Raw genomic sequence first — 15,562 nt, 5'->3', positions numbered from 1 at the left:
GCCTGCGCACATTTGCGCCGGAATAACCGCCGCCAGGGCAGGGGCGGCTCAGGAATACTGGACTTCCATCTCATCCAGTTGATGATCGAAGGTCTTCAAACGCGCGGTCCAGGTGTACACCAGCACCTCGAAGTCGCGGTTGATCACCACGCCGTCCGGTGAGTCGTTACGCGGGTCGCAGACATCCAGTTGGTGGCGCTCGCGGGCCATCGCCGTGGCGACGTCGGATAATTCGCGGGCGTTGCTCAGCCAGTGGCGCTCGTCATGGGCCACTTCGCGGTCGAGTTTCAGGCATTGGATCTTGAGCATTTCCAGGCTTTTTTCCAGCGGCGTACCGGTGAGTTCACCCATGACTTCCTGGAAGGTCTGGCCGGGTTGCCAGTAGCTGCCCCAGAAATACCGGTCGAAGACGGTTTCGACCCGACGCAGGGCGACTTTGGTGTCCCAGACCTGCACCAGGGTCTTGCTCTGGGACAGCTGGCGTTTCTTCACCTGCTGCGCCTGATAGCTGGCCCACGCCACCACGGCGATGGACATCACCGCGATCAACGCCGTGGCGCTGTCGAGAAAGACCAGGGCCTTGTCGATCTGGTGCGCCAGCATGACGCCATAGAAGTAGGTCGCCGAGAGCAGGACCAGCGCCACCACCGCACACCAGAAACCAGGAGCATAAGGGTTTTTCATTATTAGAATCCCCATCGGGCCACGCTGACCACGATGGTTAGGATTCTCCCAACGCTCCCAACCAGCGGCGACCAGCCGATAGTTCAAAGCATAGCAACGGACTCAGGGTTTCGCGTGCTCAACAGCTGGCGTTCGTCCGCTTTCCCAGCCACCGCCAAGGGCCAGAAACAAATCGATCTGGCTCATCGCCACCTGGGTGTTGGCCGAGGCCAGTTGGGCGCGCACATCGGTGTAGGTGCGGGTTGCCTGCAGGTCGGCGAGGAACGAGGCGCGACCGGCCTTGAAGAAGCGGTGCGTCTGCTCCGCGGCGAGCTTGGCAGAATTCCCCGCATCGGCCAGGGCATCGCGGCGGTCAAGCTGCGCGGTGTACTGGGCCAGGCTGGTCTGGGTTTCGCGAATGGCGTTGAGCACCACGCCGTCGAAGTGCGCCAGGGCGCCCTGGGTGCCAGCCTCGGCTTCGCGGATGCGGGCACGGGCGCCGTTGGTCGGCACGCTCCAACTGATCGCCGGCCCAAACCCCCAGCGATTGGTCGAAGGATCGCCCAGATCCTTCAGGATGCCGACCGTCCCCACCGTGGCACCGATGCTGATATTCGGGTACAGCTCACCGGTGGCCACGCCGACGCCGGCCGTCGCTGCCGCCAGCCGCCGTTCAGCCTGGCGGATATCGGGACGGCGCTTGAGCAGCTCGGCGCCGTCGCCCACCGGCAACAACTGGGTGATATGCGGCAGCGCGGCGCAATCGGCGACGCCGGCCGGCAGTTGCTCCAGGGGTTTGGCCAGCAACATCGACAGGCGATACAAGCCGGCCTGGCGCGCGGCCTGGTAACGCGGCAGTTCGGCGCGCAGGGATTTGAATTGGGTCTGGGCACGGGTGACCTGGGTTTCGTCACCACGTCCGGCGTCGCGCAGACGCTTGGTCAGCTCGGTACTCTGGGATTGCAGCGCGAGGGACTCCTCGGCAATCTGGCGTTCCTCGTTGGCCGCGCAGACCTGGGTATAGGAGCGCACCACGTCCGCCACCAGGGTGATGCGGGCCACGTCGCCGGCTGCCTGGGTCGCGTCGGCATTGGCTTTCGCCGCCTCGATGCCACGCTGCAGGGTGCCCCACAGGTCGAACTGGTAGGAGGCGGAAATCGCAATATCGCCGACGTTGGCCACCGGCACCTTTTCCGGCAGCAGATAGGCCTGGCCGGACTCCTGCAAGCGCTGGGCCCCGGCTTTTATCCCGGCACTGAAGCCGCCGGCCGCCTCGGCCTCTTCCACCTGGGCCCAGGCCCGCGACAGGCTCGCCGCCGCCACGCGCAAATCGGTGTTGGACGCCAGCGCCTGACGAACCAGCTCATCCAGGCGCGGATCCTGGTACAGGCGCCACCAATCGGTCGGCACGGGGGCCGACACCACATTGTCGCCTTCGCCGGCGATGCTCCCTTGCAGGTCCTTGCGTTGCAGCGCCGAATCGGCCGGCAGGTGATAATCCGGACCGACCATCGAACACGCCGACAGCATCAGGCCCAGCCCCAGAGTCGCGACTTGCGCCAGCGGTTTCATTGCGCGGCCTCTTTCTTCGGCGCGGCTTTGGCGTCCTCGATGATCGACACCGTGGCCGTGCGTCCGGCGATCATGCGAAAGTCCGCCGGCACGTCGTCAAAGGCGATACGCACCGGAATCCGCTGGGCCAGGCGCACCCAGCTGAACGCCGGGTTGACGTTGGGCAGCAGGTTCGAACCGCTGGTGCGGTCACGGTCCTCGATCCCGGCGACGATGCTTTCGACATGCCCGCGCAACCGCGCACTGTCACCGATCACCCGGATGTCCACCGCCTGGCCGACATGAATGCCGTCGAGCTTGGTTTCCTCGAAGTAGCCGTCGATATGGAAGGAACTGCTGTCCACCACCGCCAGCACCGGCCGCCCGGCCGTGACGAACTCGCGCTCACGAGGGGCACGGTCGTTGACGTAGCCGTCCACCGGGCTGCGGATCACCGAGCGGTCGAGGTTCAACTGCGCGGCGTCCACCGCCACCTGGGCTTCAGCCAAGGCCAATTCGGCACGGGCGACCCGTGACTGGCTTTCTTCCAGTTGCTCGCCGGCCACCAGGTTGCCCAGGCCACGGTTACGTTTGTTCTCGCGCTGGGCCTGGGCCAGGGTTTCCTGGCGGTCGGCCACCGCGGCCTTGGCCTGGCGCAGCGCCAGCTTGAAGCGGTCCTGGTCGATGCTGAACAGCACCTGGCCACGGCTCACCGGCTGGTTGTCGCGCACCTGCACCTGCTGGATCAGACCGGACACATCCGGGGCGATCTGCACGATATCGGCGCGGATATGCCCGTCCCGGGTCCAGGGCGCGAACATGTAGTACATCACCATGCGCCAGACCACCAGGCAGGCGAAGATCACCACCAGCAAAGTCAGGACTACACGGCCAATGGTCAAAAGAGGTTTTTTCATGTCATCAGGTATCGACTGAACGAATCCACAACGCCCAGCAACAAAGCGTAGAGACCGACGTTGAACAAGGCCCGGTGCCAGACCAGGCGGTAGAAGTGGAGGCGCGTCAACAGCCCGTGCACCACCAGGTACAGCGCATACGTAATGCCCATCAGCACCAGCAGCGTGGGCAGGAACACCCCGCTGATATCCAGGTCACCGATCATAAAGGCACCCCATTGATCCCATAGGGAACACTCTCCGACTGATCGCCGCTATCGACGAATTCGACGCCGGGCAACAACGCCAGGCGCAGGCCACTCAAGGCGTGTAGTAGATGCAGGCGGGTTTCGCCATCGTCCAGTCCCTGGGAACTCAGGGCCCGGCGCGTGCGGTCCAGGGTCATCAGCAAAGGCGCCGGGGCCGGCAGGCGCTCGCGGGTCTTGAGGCAGGCGCGAAAGTACTCGCCGACCTCTTCCACCACCTGTTTGAGCAGCACGTTGGCCACCCCCGGCACCCGTGGCGTGTAGGCCAGCAGGTCGAGCAGGTTGAGCGCGACGCGCAACTCGCGCAGCGCCGCACCGGTGTCCTGGCCGGTCATGGCCAGCCGTGGCAGGTGCTGCATCAGCCGGTCGAGCATCTGCGCGCCCAGGTGTCGGTGTTCGGCCAGGGTCGCCGGCTCGGTCAGCCCGACGATGTCGTGCCAGCTGAAACGGGTCAGACGCTTGGCCGCCAGCTCCGCTCCGAATGGCCGGGCCACCAGGGTCCAGACAAAGGCGAACAGCAGGCCCACGGGCCCGGCCAGGTTGGAATTGGTGAAGTTCAGGAAGTCGGCGTCGTAGGCACCCTGGATGCTGATAAAGGACGAGGTGTTGACGATGGTCAACAAGGTCCCGAGGTAAAAGCGCGGCTGTACGGTGAGGGTGCCGACGCAGATAAAGGGCACGGCAAAGGCCAGCACCAGCATCGGGAAATCGTGCAGGTTGGGCAGCACCACGAACAGGTAGAGGCTGGCGAAAATCACCGACATCGCGGTCCAGAAAAAGAACCGGTAGATCTGCGGCGCCGGGTCGTCCATCGCCGCGAAAAAGCTGCAGGCGACCGCCGCCAGGATCACCGCGCTGGCCCCGTCGGTCCAGCCGAGCAGGATCCACAGCAGCGAGGCGACGATGATCGCCAGCACCGTCGAGCCCGCCGAATAGAGCATCAGGCCGCGGTCGAGGAACGGCGTCAGGCGGCCCAGACGCCAATGGCGATAGACCGCACGCCAATTGTCCTGGCTTTCGCAGCGGATGGCGTATTGCAGACTGCGCAGGTCCTGCCACAGGTCGATCCACTCGCCGAGGCGGTAAAGGGCGTTGGAGAACAACAACTGGCGTCGGTCATCCAGCTCGACCGGGCTCGGTTGCAGGCTCTCGATCTCAGCCCGCAGGGCTTGCCAGCGTTCAACCGGCACCTGCTGCGTGGTGCTTTCCAGCCATTCACGGGTGGCCACCAGCAAGGGGGCGAAACGCGCCACCAGTTCCGGCGTACGCCGCTCCAACGCATACAGCGCGTCGTCCAGGGCATCGACCACCGGCAACAGGTGAATCATCCGTCCGCGCAACTCCTTGGTGTTGCGCACGGTCTGCGGTCGGGCGCCTTCGTGGGGCAACTGGCCGATCATCAATTCAAGGCTGTTGAAGGTTGCCACCATGGCCGAACGCAAGGTGCTGACTTCATCGGCCTGCACGTTGCGCGAAAGGAAACGCAGGCTGTAGGTCGAGGCATCGCCGAACCATTTGCCCGCCGCGTCGATAAACACCGGGGCCAGGCGCCGGGGCCAGAACATACTGCCGACCACCGCCGCCACGGCGATGCCGAGAAAAATTTCTTCGGTCCGCGACACCGCCACATCGAACACCCCCAGGGGGTTGTCGACCACGGGCAGGGCGATCATCGGCATGGTGTAGCCGGCCAGCATCAGCGCATAGCTGTTGGCGGTGCGCAGGTGCAGCGAGAGAAACAGCAGGATGCCGGTCCAGAGCGCGATCGCCACCACCAGCAGATAGGGTGTCTGCACGAACAGCGGGACGAACAGCACCGCCGCCGAGGCGCCGAGAAAGGTCCCGACCGCGCGGTACAAAGCCTTGGAACTGGTAGGACCGACGAAAGGGCTGGAAACGATATAGACGGTGGCCATGGCCCAGTAGGGGCGCGGCAGCTCCATCAACATGGCGATATACAGCGCGATCATCGAGGCGGCGAAGGTGCGCACGCCGTAGAACCAGTCGCGGGCGGGCGGCATGCCGGTCCAGAAACCGTTCACGGGTTTGCCACTCCCAGATTCTGCCCGGCCGCTTCGAAGGCGCGGATGACCCGCAGCGCCGCTTCCAGATCAGCCGGTGCGATGCCGTCGAGGACTTCACTGCGCAAGCGGATCAACTGGCTTTCGATGTCATGCATCAGATGCTCGCCGGCCTCGGTCAGGCTCAGGCATTTGGCGCGGCGGTCGCTCGGGTCTTCGCTGCGCAACACATAGCCGGCAGTGCACAACTGGTCGAGCAGGCGCACCAGCGACGGGCTCTCCATACCCGCTTCGTGGGCCACCGTCACCTGGCGCACGCCCGGCCCCATGCGCCCGACCAACAGCAACGGCATGGCGCAGGCTTCGGAGATCCCATAATTGACCAGCGTGGTCTGGCACACCCGGCGCCAATGGCGCGAGGCGACGACGAGGCCGGCACTGATGTGCTTGTGCAACTGTTCGAGGTGCTTGGACACGAGGAGATTCGCATTGTTAGTTTGCTAACTATCAATATCTCGCATCAGTTGGGGGGTCGTCAAGTTTTGAAACAATTACTTCATTCGACCGGGTAACGGCTGGGGACAGGGTGGCCCGGCTGAACTCAAGCCTAGTTCACGGGCGATGAGGTGCTTGGGGAATCGTCGGGCTTGAATCGTAGCGTGATATAAAAATTCTGCTGTTTTGGCTTGGGAAACTTCAGCGTTCTTGCACCGTTGCTCTGTGCCTGTGGACAGCGCTGCCCGCCACAATGGGAACGAGCAGCGATTGGGTAAAAGCCACACGTCACGCTTGCAATGGGGTTTCCAGGGGGAGACGGAACTGGATCCGGTCGAGAATATCCAGGCCATCCTGCAGCAGCAGGTAAGCCCCGTTGGTCAGCCGGTACAGATCGGCGTCGTCGATGTTCCTGATAGTGACCGAAGTGAGGGTTTCCAGTTGCGCGGTACCCGCACGGATGCGGGCGCAGGCGGTTTCGTGGAGCAGGCGTAGCGGGGCTTGGGTGTCGATCAGCAGGACTGGGGTGCCGGCGGGGTTAGTGGTTAACGGGTGATATGTCGTCATGACTAGGGCTCCAAAGTTATAGACCTGAAGCTGCCATCCACCGTCGCCAAACAACGGGTGGCAGCTGTACGCAGGTTGGCGAACCGGTAACTATGGAACCCGGCAGACCAGAAGGTCTCCCGCGCACAGCCGCCATAACGCTATTACCCGCATTTTCAAATGCGTGCAACAAAACCTGGGCACTGTTTGCGCTCACACAGTTGATCGGATCGCCAAATCCGCTGTCGACAGGTGCCGACGGAACAAACTATAGAGCTGAGAATTCAGGGGACACAACAGAGGCAAAACGCCCACACCCGGATAAAGCGTTACCAAGCATGACGCCGATCCAGAAGACAACGAACGACTATGGGTCTGGGTGGCGTTCCGACGAAGCTTTATAAAGGCCAGCAGTCACTGCACACGGGGACAAGAGCACCAACGTAAAGCTAAGCGGCACTTTACAGCCCGGCGCGATTCCCATAGGATCGTAAAATTTGCTTAGGTGGATCAGTGCTTTACGCCGAGTTTCATCACCATCTTGGTAAGGCAGGGATGACCATCAATGACTTCGCATCGTACCTCTGCATTCGGCCAGCGTCGGTGTCGAACTACTCGAAGTCGGGCGCGATTCCGCGCACCTATGCCATCATCGCTATGCTTCTCTGCGACGCAGCTAACTGTGGCGTCAATAATGACCGGCTTTTGGGGAGTTCCGGTGTTATCCCTTAAGCTGTACCAACCGGTAGCAGTGTCAGTTAACTTGTCATGCCTCTTGGTGCCAGTGGATTCGGCAGGGGAGCCCAAAATCGGCTTGGTCCTGGCGGTAGTCGTCAAGGAGCTGCAGAGGTCAACCAGCCCGAGGGACTGTTGTGAGCGCTAGCATCGATCTGCTTGTCGACACGCTCGGTTACTACGGCGATGAGGGGCTACTTCAAGGACCGTCAGACTTCGCTCGTGCGATTGGTAGTGCTCATGCGTTGCACGCTGCCGCGGACGCGATCAAGCTGCAAGCCTGTTTCGGCGCATGGGAGCCTGGATTTGGTAACCGAGTTACCGGCCGATTCGTTCCCATTGTCTACCTTGCACACGCCGATAGCATTGAGGAAGCACGGCGTCACCATCGCTGGGTATGGAGCCAGGGTCTCGCACCGTGGCTCATCATCGCGGTCCAAGAGCGCTTCATTGTTTGTCCTGGCTTTGATTTCGCGTCTGAAGGCGATTGGACGACACTTATATTTTCTGCTGACTTAGATGATCTGAAGAAGATAGGTGCAGGCTCTGTCCTTAAAGACTTCGCCGCTGTGCGCCTACGATCATCATTGCAATGGCGAGATTTCAGGCTTCAGTCGGCAGGGACTGTGGACAAGCGCCTGCTGCGAGCACTGGATCACCTTCACAAGCGCCTAGCCACTGCGATTGAGGGCGGCGAGCTTCCTGCAGTGATCGTCAACCGACTGATCGGGCGTGTCCTCTATACGTTCCTCCTATTGGATAGAGGGATTGTGCCCAGTGCATGGGCGCAAGGGTTGGTCGTAGACGACGACTCATCGCATGTCGTCCGACCGGCAATCACTCTTGCCCAATTTTGGGAACTGCAGGATCGGATCGATGACATTTTTAACGGCACGGTCTTTGTGTTGGACCTCAATGAACGGCTCAAGATCCAGCAAAAGCATCTTGATTTGGCGATCGATTACCTGCGTGGAGGCACAACGCTACACAAGGGAGGCGAGCAGACCGAGCTCTTCGAAATTGACCTGAGAGCGATCCAGGTCGAAACACTCTCGGCGGTCTATGAGGAATTCCTGAGGAGCGAGAGTCCCGCTAGCGTACGCAATGATGGTGTGGTCTACACACCACCGTTTCTTGTGGACTTTGTCGTTAATCGACTTGGCGATGAACAAGAGTTCTCAAAGGACTCACGCGTTCTAGATCCCACTGCGGGATCCGGCGTATTCCTCGTAGCCGCCTTCCGGCGGATCGTTGAGCGCATCCTTGTCGAACGTCGATTGCAACGCCTCCCTATGGAAGAATTGCGCCAAATCCTAGTGCAATGCATCTACGGAATCGAGAAGGCTGCATCGGCAGCGGCAGTTGCTGCATTCAGCCTTTATCTAAATATCCTTGAGTACGCGGATCAGGCCGAGTTGCTGGCCATTGTCACCGAGAGGCGGCGACCGAAGGTCTTTCCGCGCCTCATCGGTTCGAACATCTTGGTGGCAGACTTCTTCAGTTCGCCGAGACATTTCGAAGAAATTGAGTTTACCTGTGTGGTAGGCAACCCACCTTGGAAGCCGCTAGAGAAGGTCACAACCTGCACAGTTGACAGCGATGATCCGGTCGATGGTCAGGAAGCGTCTGAAATTATCACGTGGTTGAGCTTGAGGCGCTACCTAGGTTCCGACGGCATGCTTGGCCTTGTCATGCCGTCGAAGTCGATTTCGAGCCCTTCCGCGAAGACATTTCTACCCGCATTGGGGCAGACTTTTCATGTTCGGGCCATCGTCAATTTGTCGCAATGGCGTCGACATCTTTTCGAGAACGCTGAGCAGCCCGCTGCTTTGCTGTTTGTCTCCGCGCGTGCGGTTACATATGCAAGCCGCACTGCGCTCTATTCGCCTGCCCTGTGGACTCAGCCTTTCACGCCCAAGGCAATGTGGACGCTGGCGATCGACTGCTCTGACGTGCAGTGGATGCCTAGCGTCCTTGTCTTTCGCGATCAGGGACAGATTTTCGATGCGTATGCGCTTCGCCCTCTGGATCGCGCCGCAAAGAACAGGCTACGCCAAGCCGTGTCACGAGCCACAGCAACCACATTCGGTGAACTGCTGGTGCAACTGGGACTGGTATCTGCGGGAGGTAGCACACCAGCAAGAACTCTTTTACGCGCCGACGAGATCTGTAGCATCAGCGACTTCACCAAATACGGTGACGGGTTCACAACGCTAGCGAACCACCCTAAACAATTGTCTGAACAGCAGCTCGAAGCCTGCAGCGCACAGCATCGCAAGAAGTTTCAGAGCGAGCGCTTGCTGGTCTCGCGAAGCCTGGCCCAAGCCTTAGAGGTCAGATTTCCTCTCGCGGTTAACTCGTCAATGAACGTGATCTACTGGAAAGACGAACCGACCCACTTGACGCTCACTGAGCGTGCGGCCGTGCTATCTAAGCTAGGGCGCTTCCTGATGAGCGACTTCGCACGCTTTCAATTCGCATTGTTCGGACAACTGTGGCAGGTGGATCGCACTCGAGTCGAGAGGCGTGACCTCAACGAAATTGTAGTGCCTAGACCGGAGTACTTTCTGCAAGCAGAGGACGATGACGATGCCACTGACACGCAGGACTTTATCACGGCGATGCAGGTCCAGGACGTCGCGGCCGCCATGCAGGACTATCTTGACATGCGCCTTCAATTTGAAAATGGCCTCACACCTGCCAATGCAAACGAGCGCATTGACAAGGTACCGGATGACTACTTGTCGGTGTTGAGCACCTCCTTGCTCGGCAACTTTGGCACACTCTTTCGACGCTGCGATGCGAGTTGCATAAGCGATTCTTCGGCTCAAATCATCATTGACATGGCCGAGCCGCTACCAACGCCGCCGGATGCCGGCTTGACCGCGTTTCAATTCTATGACTCAGCGCATGTCACGTGGACTGAAGGTGGGCGACAAATACAAATCGATAAGCCAGCCGGACGCCTCAACTTCTCGCTTGACCGTGCGTACGGCGATGCACTGCGAGTTACAAACCTTCTCTTGGCCGCTCAATGACCTCCCCTGAAAATTTCTTAGCGAAGCTTCATCGGTCCTTAGTCGAGACGGGCGTCAACCCGTATCGCGCATCATTGTTAGCAAATTTCGTTACCCAGTGCTACGACGTCCTCCTGTCGGCTCATCACGCCTTGGTGCAGCCCATTAGGTGGCAGCAGTTCTGTACAACACCAGGCGCCACTACAAAACGAAAGCGCGCAACTGCAGTGCCAGCCAATATCTCAGAAACGGCCATTACAGCCCACTTATCGACCGAAGCCAACCGGTTGCTACAAGAACGCGGAGGAGTCGCAGCGCTGGTGCCGGGAATTAGTATTGCTTGCGTTATTCCCGACCATACGGCCCCCAGCGACGTTGCTACAGGCTCGAGTTCAAAGCGTCCAGATCTTGTGTTCTTTCCTGCTAATCCGACATTGCAGCTCCAGTTCGCCATGGAAGCGAAAATCGTTCGCTTGGCAAAAGACATCGCGAACGATCTGCTTGGTGAGGCTGGATTTGGATGCTTTGTCCGTGCGATCGACCCCTACGAGACCAATGGCGTAATCGGTCTACTGGGCTACGTTGAACCTACGCAGATTATTGCAATGATGAATGAAACGAAAAATTGCATGAAGGCAGACGAGCGCTTCACAGAAGTGGGGGAGCAAGATTTGATCGTCAACGCAGACGGGCTTAATCATCGATCTCACACTGTCGTCGGACACATCGCCCAGGCAGGGGCAAAGGTATGTATTGCCAACATGCTGGCGGTTGAGCTAACGACATTGTAATCACCCCAATTACAACTGGATCGACTTCGTTCCGTGAACTCCGCGATGGACAACGGATATCTGCCTCAAAAGCAGGGGCAGGGAGCAATCCCGCCTACGGAGTGAAGAGCTTCGAGCCCGCTCGCTACAGGACCGCAGAAAAAACTGATTAACGCGATTAAAGCCCAGATTTTTTATCTCTTCCCCAGATTTTTTTACATTTAGGGCATTTTCCACATTTTTTTACACCCCTCTCCCCTTCCTCAACAACACATCCAACTGATCCACCACTTCCGCCCAGTCGGCATCGTCCAGGATCTCGTCACGCAGAAAGTCCGCCTGGCTCTTGCTCCAGAAAAACGCGTCGGCCAGATGCAGCTCCGGCTTGAGCGGCGAGTGGGTGGCGATAAAACGGTCGATGCTGACGGGGTCGTCGGGCAGGCCCAGTTGCTTGAACAGGGACGGCAAGCTGTGGTCAGGCGATTGCATGGGGCTCTCCGATATAGGGAAAATGGCGGTACTGGTCAGACAGTTTCGCGAGCAAGGGCGTTCCCGCCGTGAAGCACCGCGTGAGTAGAGAACAGACCGCGCCCGGACCTCAGTGGCAGACCTCGCACACCTCGGCATGGGGCACCAGTTTCAGGTACTGGTCCATCTGCATATGCACCAGGTTGTGGTGGTTGCCGGCTTCCACGTAGATGTCGTGCTGGCGGGTCAATTGCGGATCGACCACCATCTTCAAGCCATAGGACTCGCCCAGGGCCGGCACGGCACCGCGTTCGCAGTCCTGGAACAGATAGGCCAGGGTGCTTTCCCGGGTGATCTGCCAGGTGCTGGCGCCACGGACCTTGCTCAGGTCCAGGTGCTGGCTGGCGGGCAGGACCGCCATCAGGTAGTGCCCGTGCTGGTCGTCGAGCACCACCGATTTGGCCATGCGTTCGGCCGGGATCCCCGCCAGGCGGGCGGTTTCCAGGCTGCTGGACGAATGCGGATGAGCGACGATGTCGAATTCGCAGTGCGCCTGTTCCAGGCTGCGCTGCACGGTTTTTGCCATGCGCATGATGCACCTCCGAGCCCTGTCGAATGCCCCAGGGCGATGGGTTTGCTGCATTCCTTGGGTAAGAGTCTAGGCAGTTCAGCGCCAGGCGTCGGCTTAACGTCAGTAACCGTTCTCGCTATCACAGATCCCCGATAGTCGGGTCGGGTCTAAAAAGCTTCGCGGGCAAGTCCTGCTCCTACATGACAGCGTCATACCCAGATGTTGTGTACGCCCCGAACCTGTGGGCGCCCGCGAGCAGAGGTTTATCCGCCGGGGCGTCCCCACTCGACTAAGCTTCTTAATGGGGGTGACGAACTCGCGGAGAATGCAAGTGAGCAGTCGTTGCTGGTGGGCTTGGTTGTTGCTCGGGTGGCTGATCGTATGGCCCGTTGGGCCCCAACTTGCCGAAGGCGCCGACTCCGTCGTGACCCTGCTGGTGCTGCCCATCGACGACTCCGGTTCCGGGCTGATCCTGCTGGGTATCGCCCTGATCGTCGTCGAGGCCCTGCTGCCCAGCTTCGGCGTGATCGGCTTCAGTGGTCTCGTCGCCGTGGTGGCGGGCACGCTGATCCTGTTCGACCCACAGCTGTTCGACGACAACACTGCACAGCCGTTGAAACTCACCCTGATGCTGATCGGGCTGCTCTTGCTGGTCGGTTTGATCGTCGCGGCCCTCAAGGCCCGCCAGCGCCAGGTGGTCAGTGGCGATGCCGGGCTGGAAGGCAGCCTGACCCCGGTGACCGCGCTGAAAGCAGACGACGCCTACGCCGGTTGGGTGCAGTTGCAAGGCGAAAACTGGCAGGTCCTCAGCCCCACGCCGCTGCACACCGGTCAACAGGTCCGGGTCATCGCACGCAAGGGCCTGCTCCTGGAAGTGAAAGCCGTTGACGACCCGCCGAGGCGAGGAGATTGATCATGATCCTGCAATTGGGTTCCGGCGCGCTGCTCGCGTTCCTGCTGCTGATGCTGGCGGCCTCGACCTTTCGCATCCTGCGTGAATACGAACGCGGTGTGGTGTTCCAGCTCGGCCGCTTCTGGCAGGTCAAGGGCCCCGGGCTGATCATATTGATTCCGCTGGTGCAGCAGATGGTCCGGGTGGACCTGCGCACCGTGGTCCACGATGTCCCGCCGCAGGACGTGATCACCCGCGACAACGTCTCGGTGAAGGTCAACGCGGTGCTGTATTTCCGCGTGCTCGATCCGCAGAAGGCGATTATCCAGGTGGAGAATTTTCTCGCTGCGACCAGTCAGCTGGCCCAAACGACATTGCGCGCGGTACTCGGCAAGCATGAGTTGGATGAGCTGCTGGCCGAGCGGGAGAAGCTCAATTCCGATGTCCAGCAGGTACTGGACGCCCAGACCGACGCCTGGGGGATCAAGGTGGCCAACGTCGAGATCAAGCATGTGGACCTCAACGAGTCGATGATCCGCGCCATTGCCAAGCAGGCCGAGGCCGAACGGGAACGGCGGGCCAAGGTGATTCACGCCGAAGGGGAGTTGCAGGCCTCCGAGAAGCTGATGCAGGCCGCCGAGATGCTCGGCCGCCAACCAGGGGCCATGCAGTTGCGGTATATGCAGACGCTGTCGTCGATTGCCGGGGACAAGAGTTCGACCATCGTGTTTCCGCTGCCGATCGAGCTGTTGAAGGGCATGGCCGATCTGTCGGCGAAGGACAAGACCTGACGCCCGAGGACCGCCAGTCAAGAAATTCACAAGCAGGCGCGGTGTTGTGGCGAGCAGGCTTGCCCGCTCACCACAAATTCAAATTTCGGCTAGGCTTGAGATTCCGCGTTAGCGTTGACGGCCATTGCGCGCGATCAAGAGACGACCGGATGTTCCGGGAGGATTGCGTTCAGCCCGCAGGGTTTCCAGCGCCTGATAAGGTCCCTCGGCCCAGAACGCCACCCGTTCCTTGAGCCGCTCCGACGCTTGCCGGTGCTTGTCCTGGCTGTCCGGCACAAACACCTGGTCCGGTTGCTTGGCGTGCTGCCGGGCAACCGCAAACACCTGGCTGCGCTGCCGGTCATCGAGCCCGAAGAACTCGCCCAGGTGCCCGGCCAACGCCCCCGGCAGTTCGTTGTAGTTGACCGGTAAACCACCAAAAGCCACGCAGTGCTCCCAACCTTTCTGAAGGATCCGCCCGAGGCGTGCAGCGATGTAGTCTTCCCGCGAGTCGTCCTGCCCGGGGGTGTCCAGCACGCTGTGGCCAATCATCCCCGGCACCATGTGCATGCCGGCTCGACGCACATGGGACACGGCGATTTCCAGCGGATCGCGGTACAGGAACAGCCAGGGCGTCTCGGGAAAACACTCGCGCAGTAACGGCAACTCGCCGATATTCCAGGCGTCCAGCTTGATCACCAGCGCCTCTTCGCCAGCACAGCGCCGCTGACCATAGGCCGCCAGCAGCCCCTGCAGGGCGGCACGCCGTGCCTGTGGATCGAGCTCGTCGCGCAACAAGCGGTCGAGCGGTGGCGGTTCGCTGATCACGATATGGCTGTCCAGCTGCGCCAACATCTGGCCGATCAACGTCGAACCGCACCGCGAGGCGTGATAGATGAATGCACTCGGCGCCACCGCCGGCACCTGCCATTCACTGAGCACCGCCAGTGGCGTCTCACGCCGGAAGACCTGATTGAACGGCAGTTGCAGGACCGCGTTCACCGAATCGCCAAAAAACGGCTGATCCAGCCGGCGCTTGCCGAACCAGCACCAGTCGACACGCCAATAGGCGCCTTCGCGCCAGACGCGAATCGGCAACCAGTCCTTCAGGCCGTCCATGGTTGATTCCAACGCCGGCCACGGCTCATGGCCGCGCGCAGGTCCTCACAAGCGAAATGCAGGCCATGGGCGGCGGCGCGCTCCAGGGTGTGGGCAATAAAGGCTTCGCTGTCGGTGTGCGCCTGCAGTTCCCGGCACAGTTGCGGGTCACGCTCCAGCCATTGGCGAAACTGTTCGAGTGCCACGGCGGCCCGGCCCGGGCCGGGCGCCGGGGTACTCGGCAGGCCCGCGGCGATCTGCTGTTCCAGCCAGGCACTCGGACGACAGTCGAGTACCAGATGGACCCTATCGTGATCGCCCCAGTTGTCGACACTGTGGGGCCTCGCCAAATCGAGAAACCAGCATTCGCCGGCCTTCATGGGAATGCACCGCCCCTCGAGCATGAACTCCACGTCAGGCGGGCTGAGCAAGGGAATATGCAGGCGTCGGTCGGCGTCCGGAGGACTGAGGTCGTAATCGCGATGTTCATGAATCCGCCCACCCGGCCCCAGCCGTAACAGACGCGCCGAACGGATCTCCAACGGCAGGCCCTGCAAGCCATAGGACCAGCGCGGATCCTCCAGCCAGGGCTTGCGCGCAACCGCCTCGCCCTTGCCCGGCGCCAGTTCGCCCGGGGCATCGTTGGCGGACACCAGCGCCACCCCGCTCCACTCGCCGGTGAAGTAATCGCGATTGAAATGCGCTACCCAGGCGCTGTCGCCCAACTGCGCCAGGGCCTGGCGCAGCAGTGGCAGGTCCACGGCGACAGGCAGGCGGGAAAACGCCGGCCGGCTCAGCGGATG

At 61.0% G+C, this 15,562-nt stretch carries 15 protein-coding genes; 4 read left to right on the top strand and 11 right to left on the bottom strand.

The window, feature by feature from the left end; all coding sequences use genetic code 11:
• Nucleotides 1–48: 48 nt before the first annotated feature.
• The 7 genes from M5B99_RS18450 to M5B99_RS18420 all read right to left on the bottom strand — a co-directional run bounded on the left by M5B99_RS18450 (nucleotide 49) and on the right by M5B99_RS18420 (nucleotide 6,459).
• Nucleotides 49–684 (bottom strand): NADH:ubiquinone oxidoreductase subunit N, encoded by a 636-nt coding sequence (locus M5B99_RS18450; RefSeq protein WP_248805379.1) that lies wholly within the window; start codon nucleotides 682–684, stop codon nucleotides 49–51.
• Between the two features lie 102 nt (nucleotides 685–786).
• A complete protein-coding gene (locus M5B99_RS18445; RefSeq protein WP_248805378.1) occupies nucleotides 787–2,235 on the bottom strand; it encodes an efflux transporter outer membrane subunit in 1,449 nt (482 codons plus the stop codon).
• A complete protein-coding gene (locus M5B99_RS18440) occupies nucleotides 2,232–3,131 on the bottom strand; it encodes an HlyD family secretion protein (protein WP_248805377.1) in 900 nt (299 codons plus the stop codon). Before M5B99_RS18440 ends, M5B99_RS18445 begins: the two co-directional genes overlap by 4 nt.
• The gene (locus M5B99_RS18435) at nucleotides 3,128–3,337 is read right to left on the bottom strand and encodes a DUF1656 domain-containing protein (RefSeq protein ID WP_040071952.1); all 210 of its coding nucleotides are present in this window, start codon (nucleotides 3,335–3,337) and stop codon (nucleotides 3,128–3,130) included. The genes M5B99_RS18440 and M5B99_RS18435 overlap by 4 nt, the downstream gene beginning before the upstream one ends.
• The gene (locus M5B99_RS18430; protein ID WP_248805376.1) at nucleotides 3,334–5,418 is read right to left on the bottom strand and encodes an FUSC family protein; all 2,085 of its coding nucleotides are present in this window, start codon (nucleotides 5,416–5,418) and stop codon (nucleotides 3,334–3,336) included. Before M5B99_RS18430 ends, M5B99_RS18435 begins: the two co-directional genes overlap by 4 nt.
• On the bottom strand, nucleotides 5,415–5,873 hold the full coding sequence (locus M5B99_RS18425) for a MarR family winged helix-turn-helix transcriptional regulator (RefSeq protein WP_248805375.1): 459 nt from the start codon (nucleotides 5,871–5,873) through the stop codon (nucleotides 5,415–5,417). Before M5B99_RS18425 ends, M5B99_RS18430 begins: the two co-directional genes overlap by 4 nt.
• Nucleotides 5,874–6,180: 307 nt before the next feature.
• A complete protein-coding gene (locus M5B99_RS18420; RefSeq protein ID WP_152741815.1) occupies nucleotides 6,181–6,459 on the bottom strand; it encodes a hypothetical protein in 279 nt (92 codons plus the stop codon).
• Nucleotides 6,460–7,310: 851 nt separating this feature from the next.
• Between M5B99_RS18420 and M5B99_RS18415 the strand changes: the two genes are divergently transcribed.
• Nucleotides 7,311–10,211, top strand: a complete 2,901-nt coding sequence (locus M5B99_RS18415; protein ID WP_248805374.1) for an N-6 DNA methylase — start codon at nucleotides 7,311–7,313, stop codon at nucleotides 10,209–10,211.
• Nucleotides 10,208–10,981, top strand: coding sequence for a hypothetical protein (locus M5B99_RS18410; protein ID WP_248805373.1), 774 nt, complete (start codon nucleotides 10,208–10,210; stop codon nucleotides 10,979–10,981). Before M5B99_RS18415 ends, M5B99_RS18410 begins: the two co-directional genes overlap by 4 nt.
• 222 nt (nucleotides 10,982–11,203) lie before the next feature.
• Here M5B99_RS18410 and M5B99_RS18405 read toward each other — a convergent pair whose 3' ends face one another.
• Both M5B99_RS18405 and M5B99_RS18400 read right to left on the bottom strand, forming a co-directional pair.
• Complete coding sequence (locus M5B99_RS18405) at nucleotides 11,204–11,449, bottom strand: DUF2789 domain-containing protein (protein ID WP_248805372.1); 246 nt, start codon at nucleotides 11,447–11,449, stop codon at nucleotides 11,204–11,206.
• 109 nt (nucleotides 11,450–11,558) lie between these two features.
• Entirely contained in the window at nucleotides 11,559–12,020 is a 462-nt protein-coding gene (locus M5B99_RS18400) for an aminoacyl-tRNA deacylase (RefSeq protein ID WP_248797908.1), read from the bottom strand.
• Between the two features lie 310 nt (nucleotides 12,021–12,330).
• On the opposite strand from M5B99_RS18400, the gene M5B99_RS18395 reads away from it, so the two are divergent.
• Entirely contained in the window at nucleotides 12,331–12,912 is a 582-nt protein-coding gene (locus M5B99_RS18395; protein ID WP_248805371.1) for an NfeD family protein, read from the top strand.
• A gap of 2 nt (nucleotides 12,913–12,914) precedes the next feature.
• Nucleotides 12,915–13,682 carry a slipin family protein gene (locus M5B99_RS18390; RefSeq protein ID WP_248805370.1) on the top strand — a complete coding sequence of 256 codons (768 nt, stop codon included), beginning with the start codon at nucleotides 12,915–12,917 and terminating at the stop codon, nucleotides 13,680–13,682.
• Nucleotides 13,683–13,790: 108 nt separating this feature from the next.
• On the opposite strand, the gene M5B99_RS18385 is transcribed toward M5B99_RS18390, so the two are convergent.
• Together M5B99_RS18385 and M5B99_RS18380 are read right to left on the bottom strand one after the other, a co-directional pair.
• Nucleotides 13,791–14,780: a sulfotransferase family protein gene (locus M5B99_RS18385; RefSeq protein WP_248805369.1), complete on the bottom strand. Its 990-nt coding sequence runs from the start codon at nucleotides 14,778–14,780 to the stop codon at nucleotides 13,791–13,793.
• Nucleotides 14,768–15,556, bottom strand: coding sequence for an aspartyl/asparaginyl beta-hydroxylase domain-containing protein (locus tag M5B99_RS18380; protein ID WP_248805411.1), 789 nt, complete (start codon nucleotides 15,554–15,556; stop codon nucleotides 14,768–14,770). Before M5B99_RS18380 ends, M5B99_RS18385 begins: the two co-directional genes overlap by 13 nt.
• Nucleotides 15,557–15,562 lie beyond the last annotated feature (6 nt).

The sequence above is a fragment of the Pseudomonas sp. MWU13-2100 genome, assembly GCF_023242365.1.
In the GTDB taxonomy this organism is placed as follows: domain Bacteria; phylum Pseudomonadota; class Gammaproteobacteria; order Pseudomonadales; family Pseudomonadaceae; genus Aquipseudomonas.
Note: the sequence above shows the minus strand (reverse complement) of the source record. Positions and strands in the feature narration are given on the sequence as shown.

Bases quoted from the DNA above. Each gene is read 5' to 3' on its own strand.
- M5B99_RS18420 (WP_152741815.1), bottom strand. From the start codon at position 6,459: ATGACGACATATCACCCGTTAACCACTAACCCCGCCGGCACCCCAGTC.
- M5B99_RS18450 (WP_248805379.1), bottom strand. From the start codon at position 684: ATGAAAAACCCTTATGCTCCTGGTTTCTGGTGTGCGGTGGTGGCGCTG.
- M5B99_RS18390 (WP_248805370.1), top strand. From the start codon at position 12,915: ATGATCCTGCAATTGGGTTCCGGCGCGCTGCTCGCGTTCCTGCTGCTG.
- M5B99_RS18410 (WP_248805373.1), top strand. From the start codon at position 10,208: ATGACCTCCCCTGAAAATTTCTTAGCGAAGCTTCATCGGTCCTTAGTC.
- M5B99_RS18405 (WP_248805372.1), bottom strand. From the start codon at position 11,449: ATGCAATCGCCTGACCACAGCTTGCCGTCCCTGTTCAAGCAACTGGGC.
- M5B99_RS18445 (WP_248805378.1), bottom strand. From the start codon at position 2,235: ATGAAACCGCTGGCGCAAGTCGCGACTCTGGGGCTGGGCCTGATGCTG.
- M5B99_RS18440 (WP_248805377.1), bottom strand. From the start codon at position 3,131: ATGAAAAAACCTCTTTTGACCATTGGCCGTGTAGTCCTGACTTTGCTG.
- M5B99_RS18400 (WP_248797908.1), bottom strand. From the start codon at position 12,020: ATGCGCATGGCAAAAACCGTGCAGCGCAGCCTGGAACAGGCGCACTGC.
- M5B99_RS18385 (WP_248805369.1), bottom strand. From the start codon at position 14,780: ATGGACGGCCTGAAGGACTGGTTGCCGATTCGCGTCTGGCGCGAAGGC.
- M5B99_RS18435 (WP_040071952.1), bottom strand. From the start codon at position 3,337: ATGATCGGTGACCTGGATATCAGCGGGGTGTTCCTGCCCACGCTGCTG.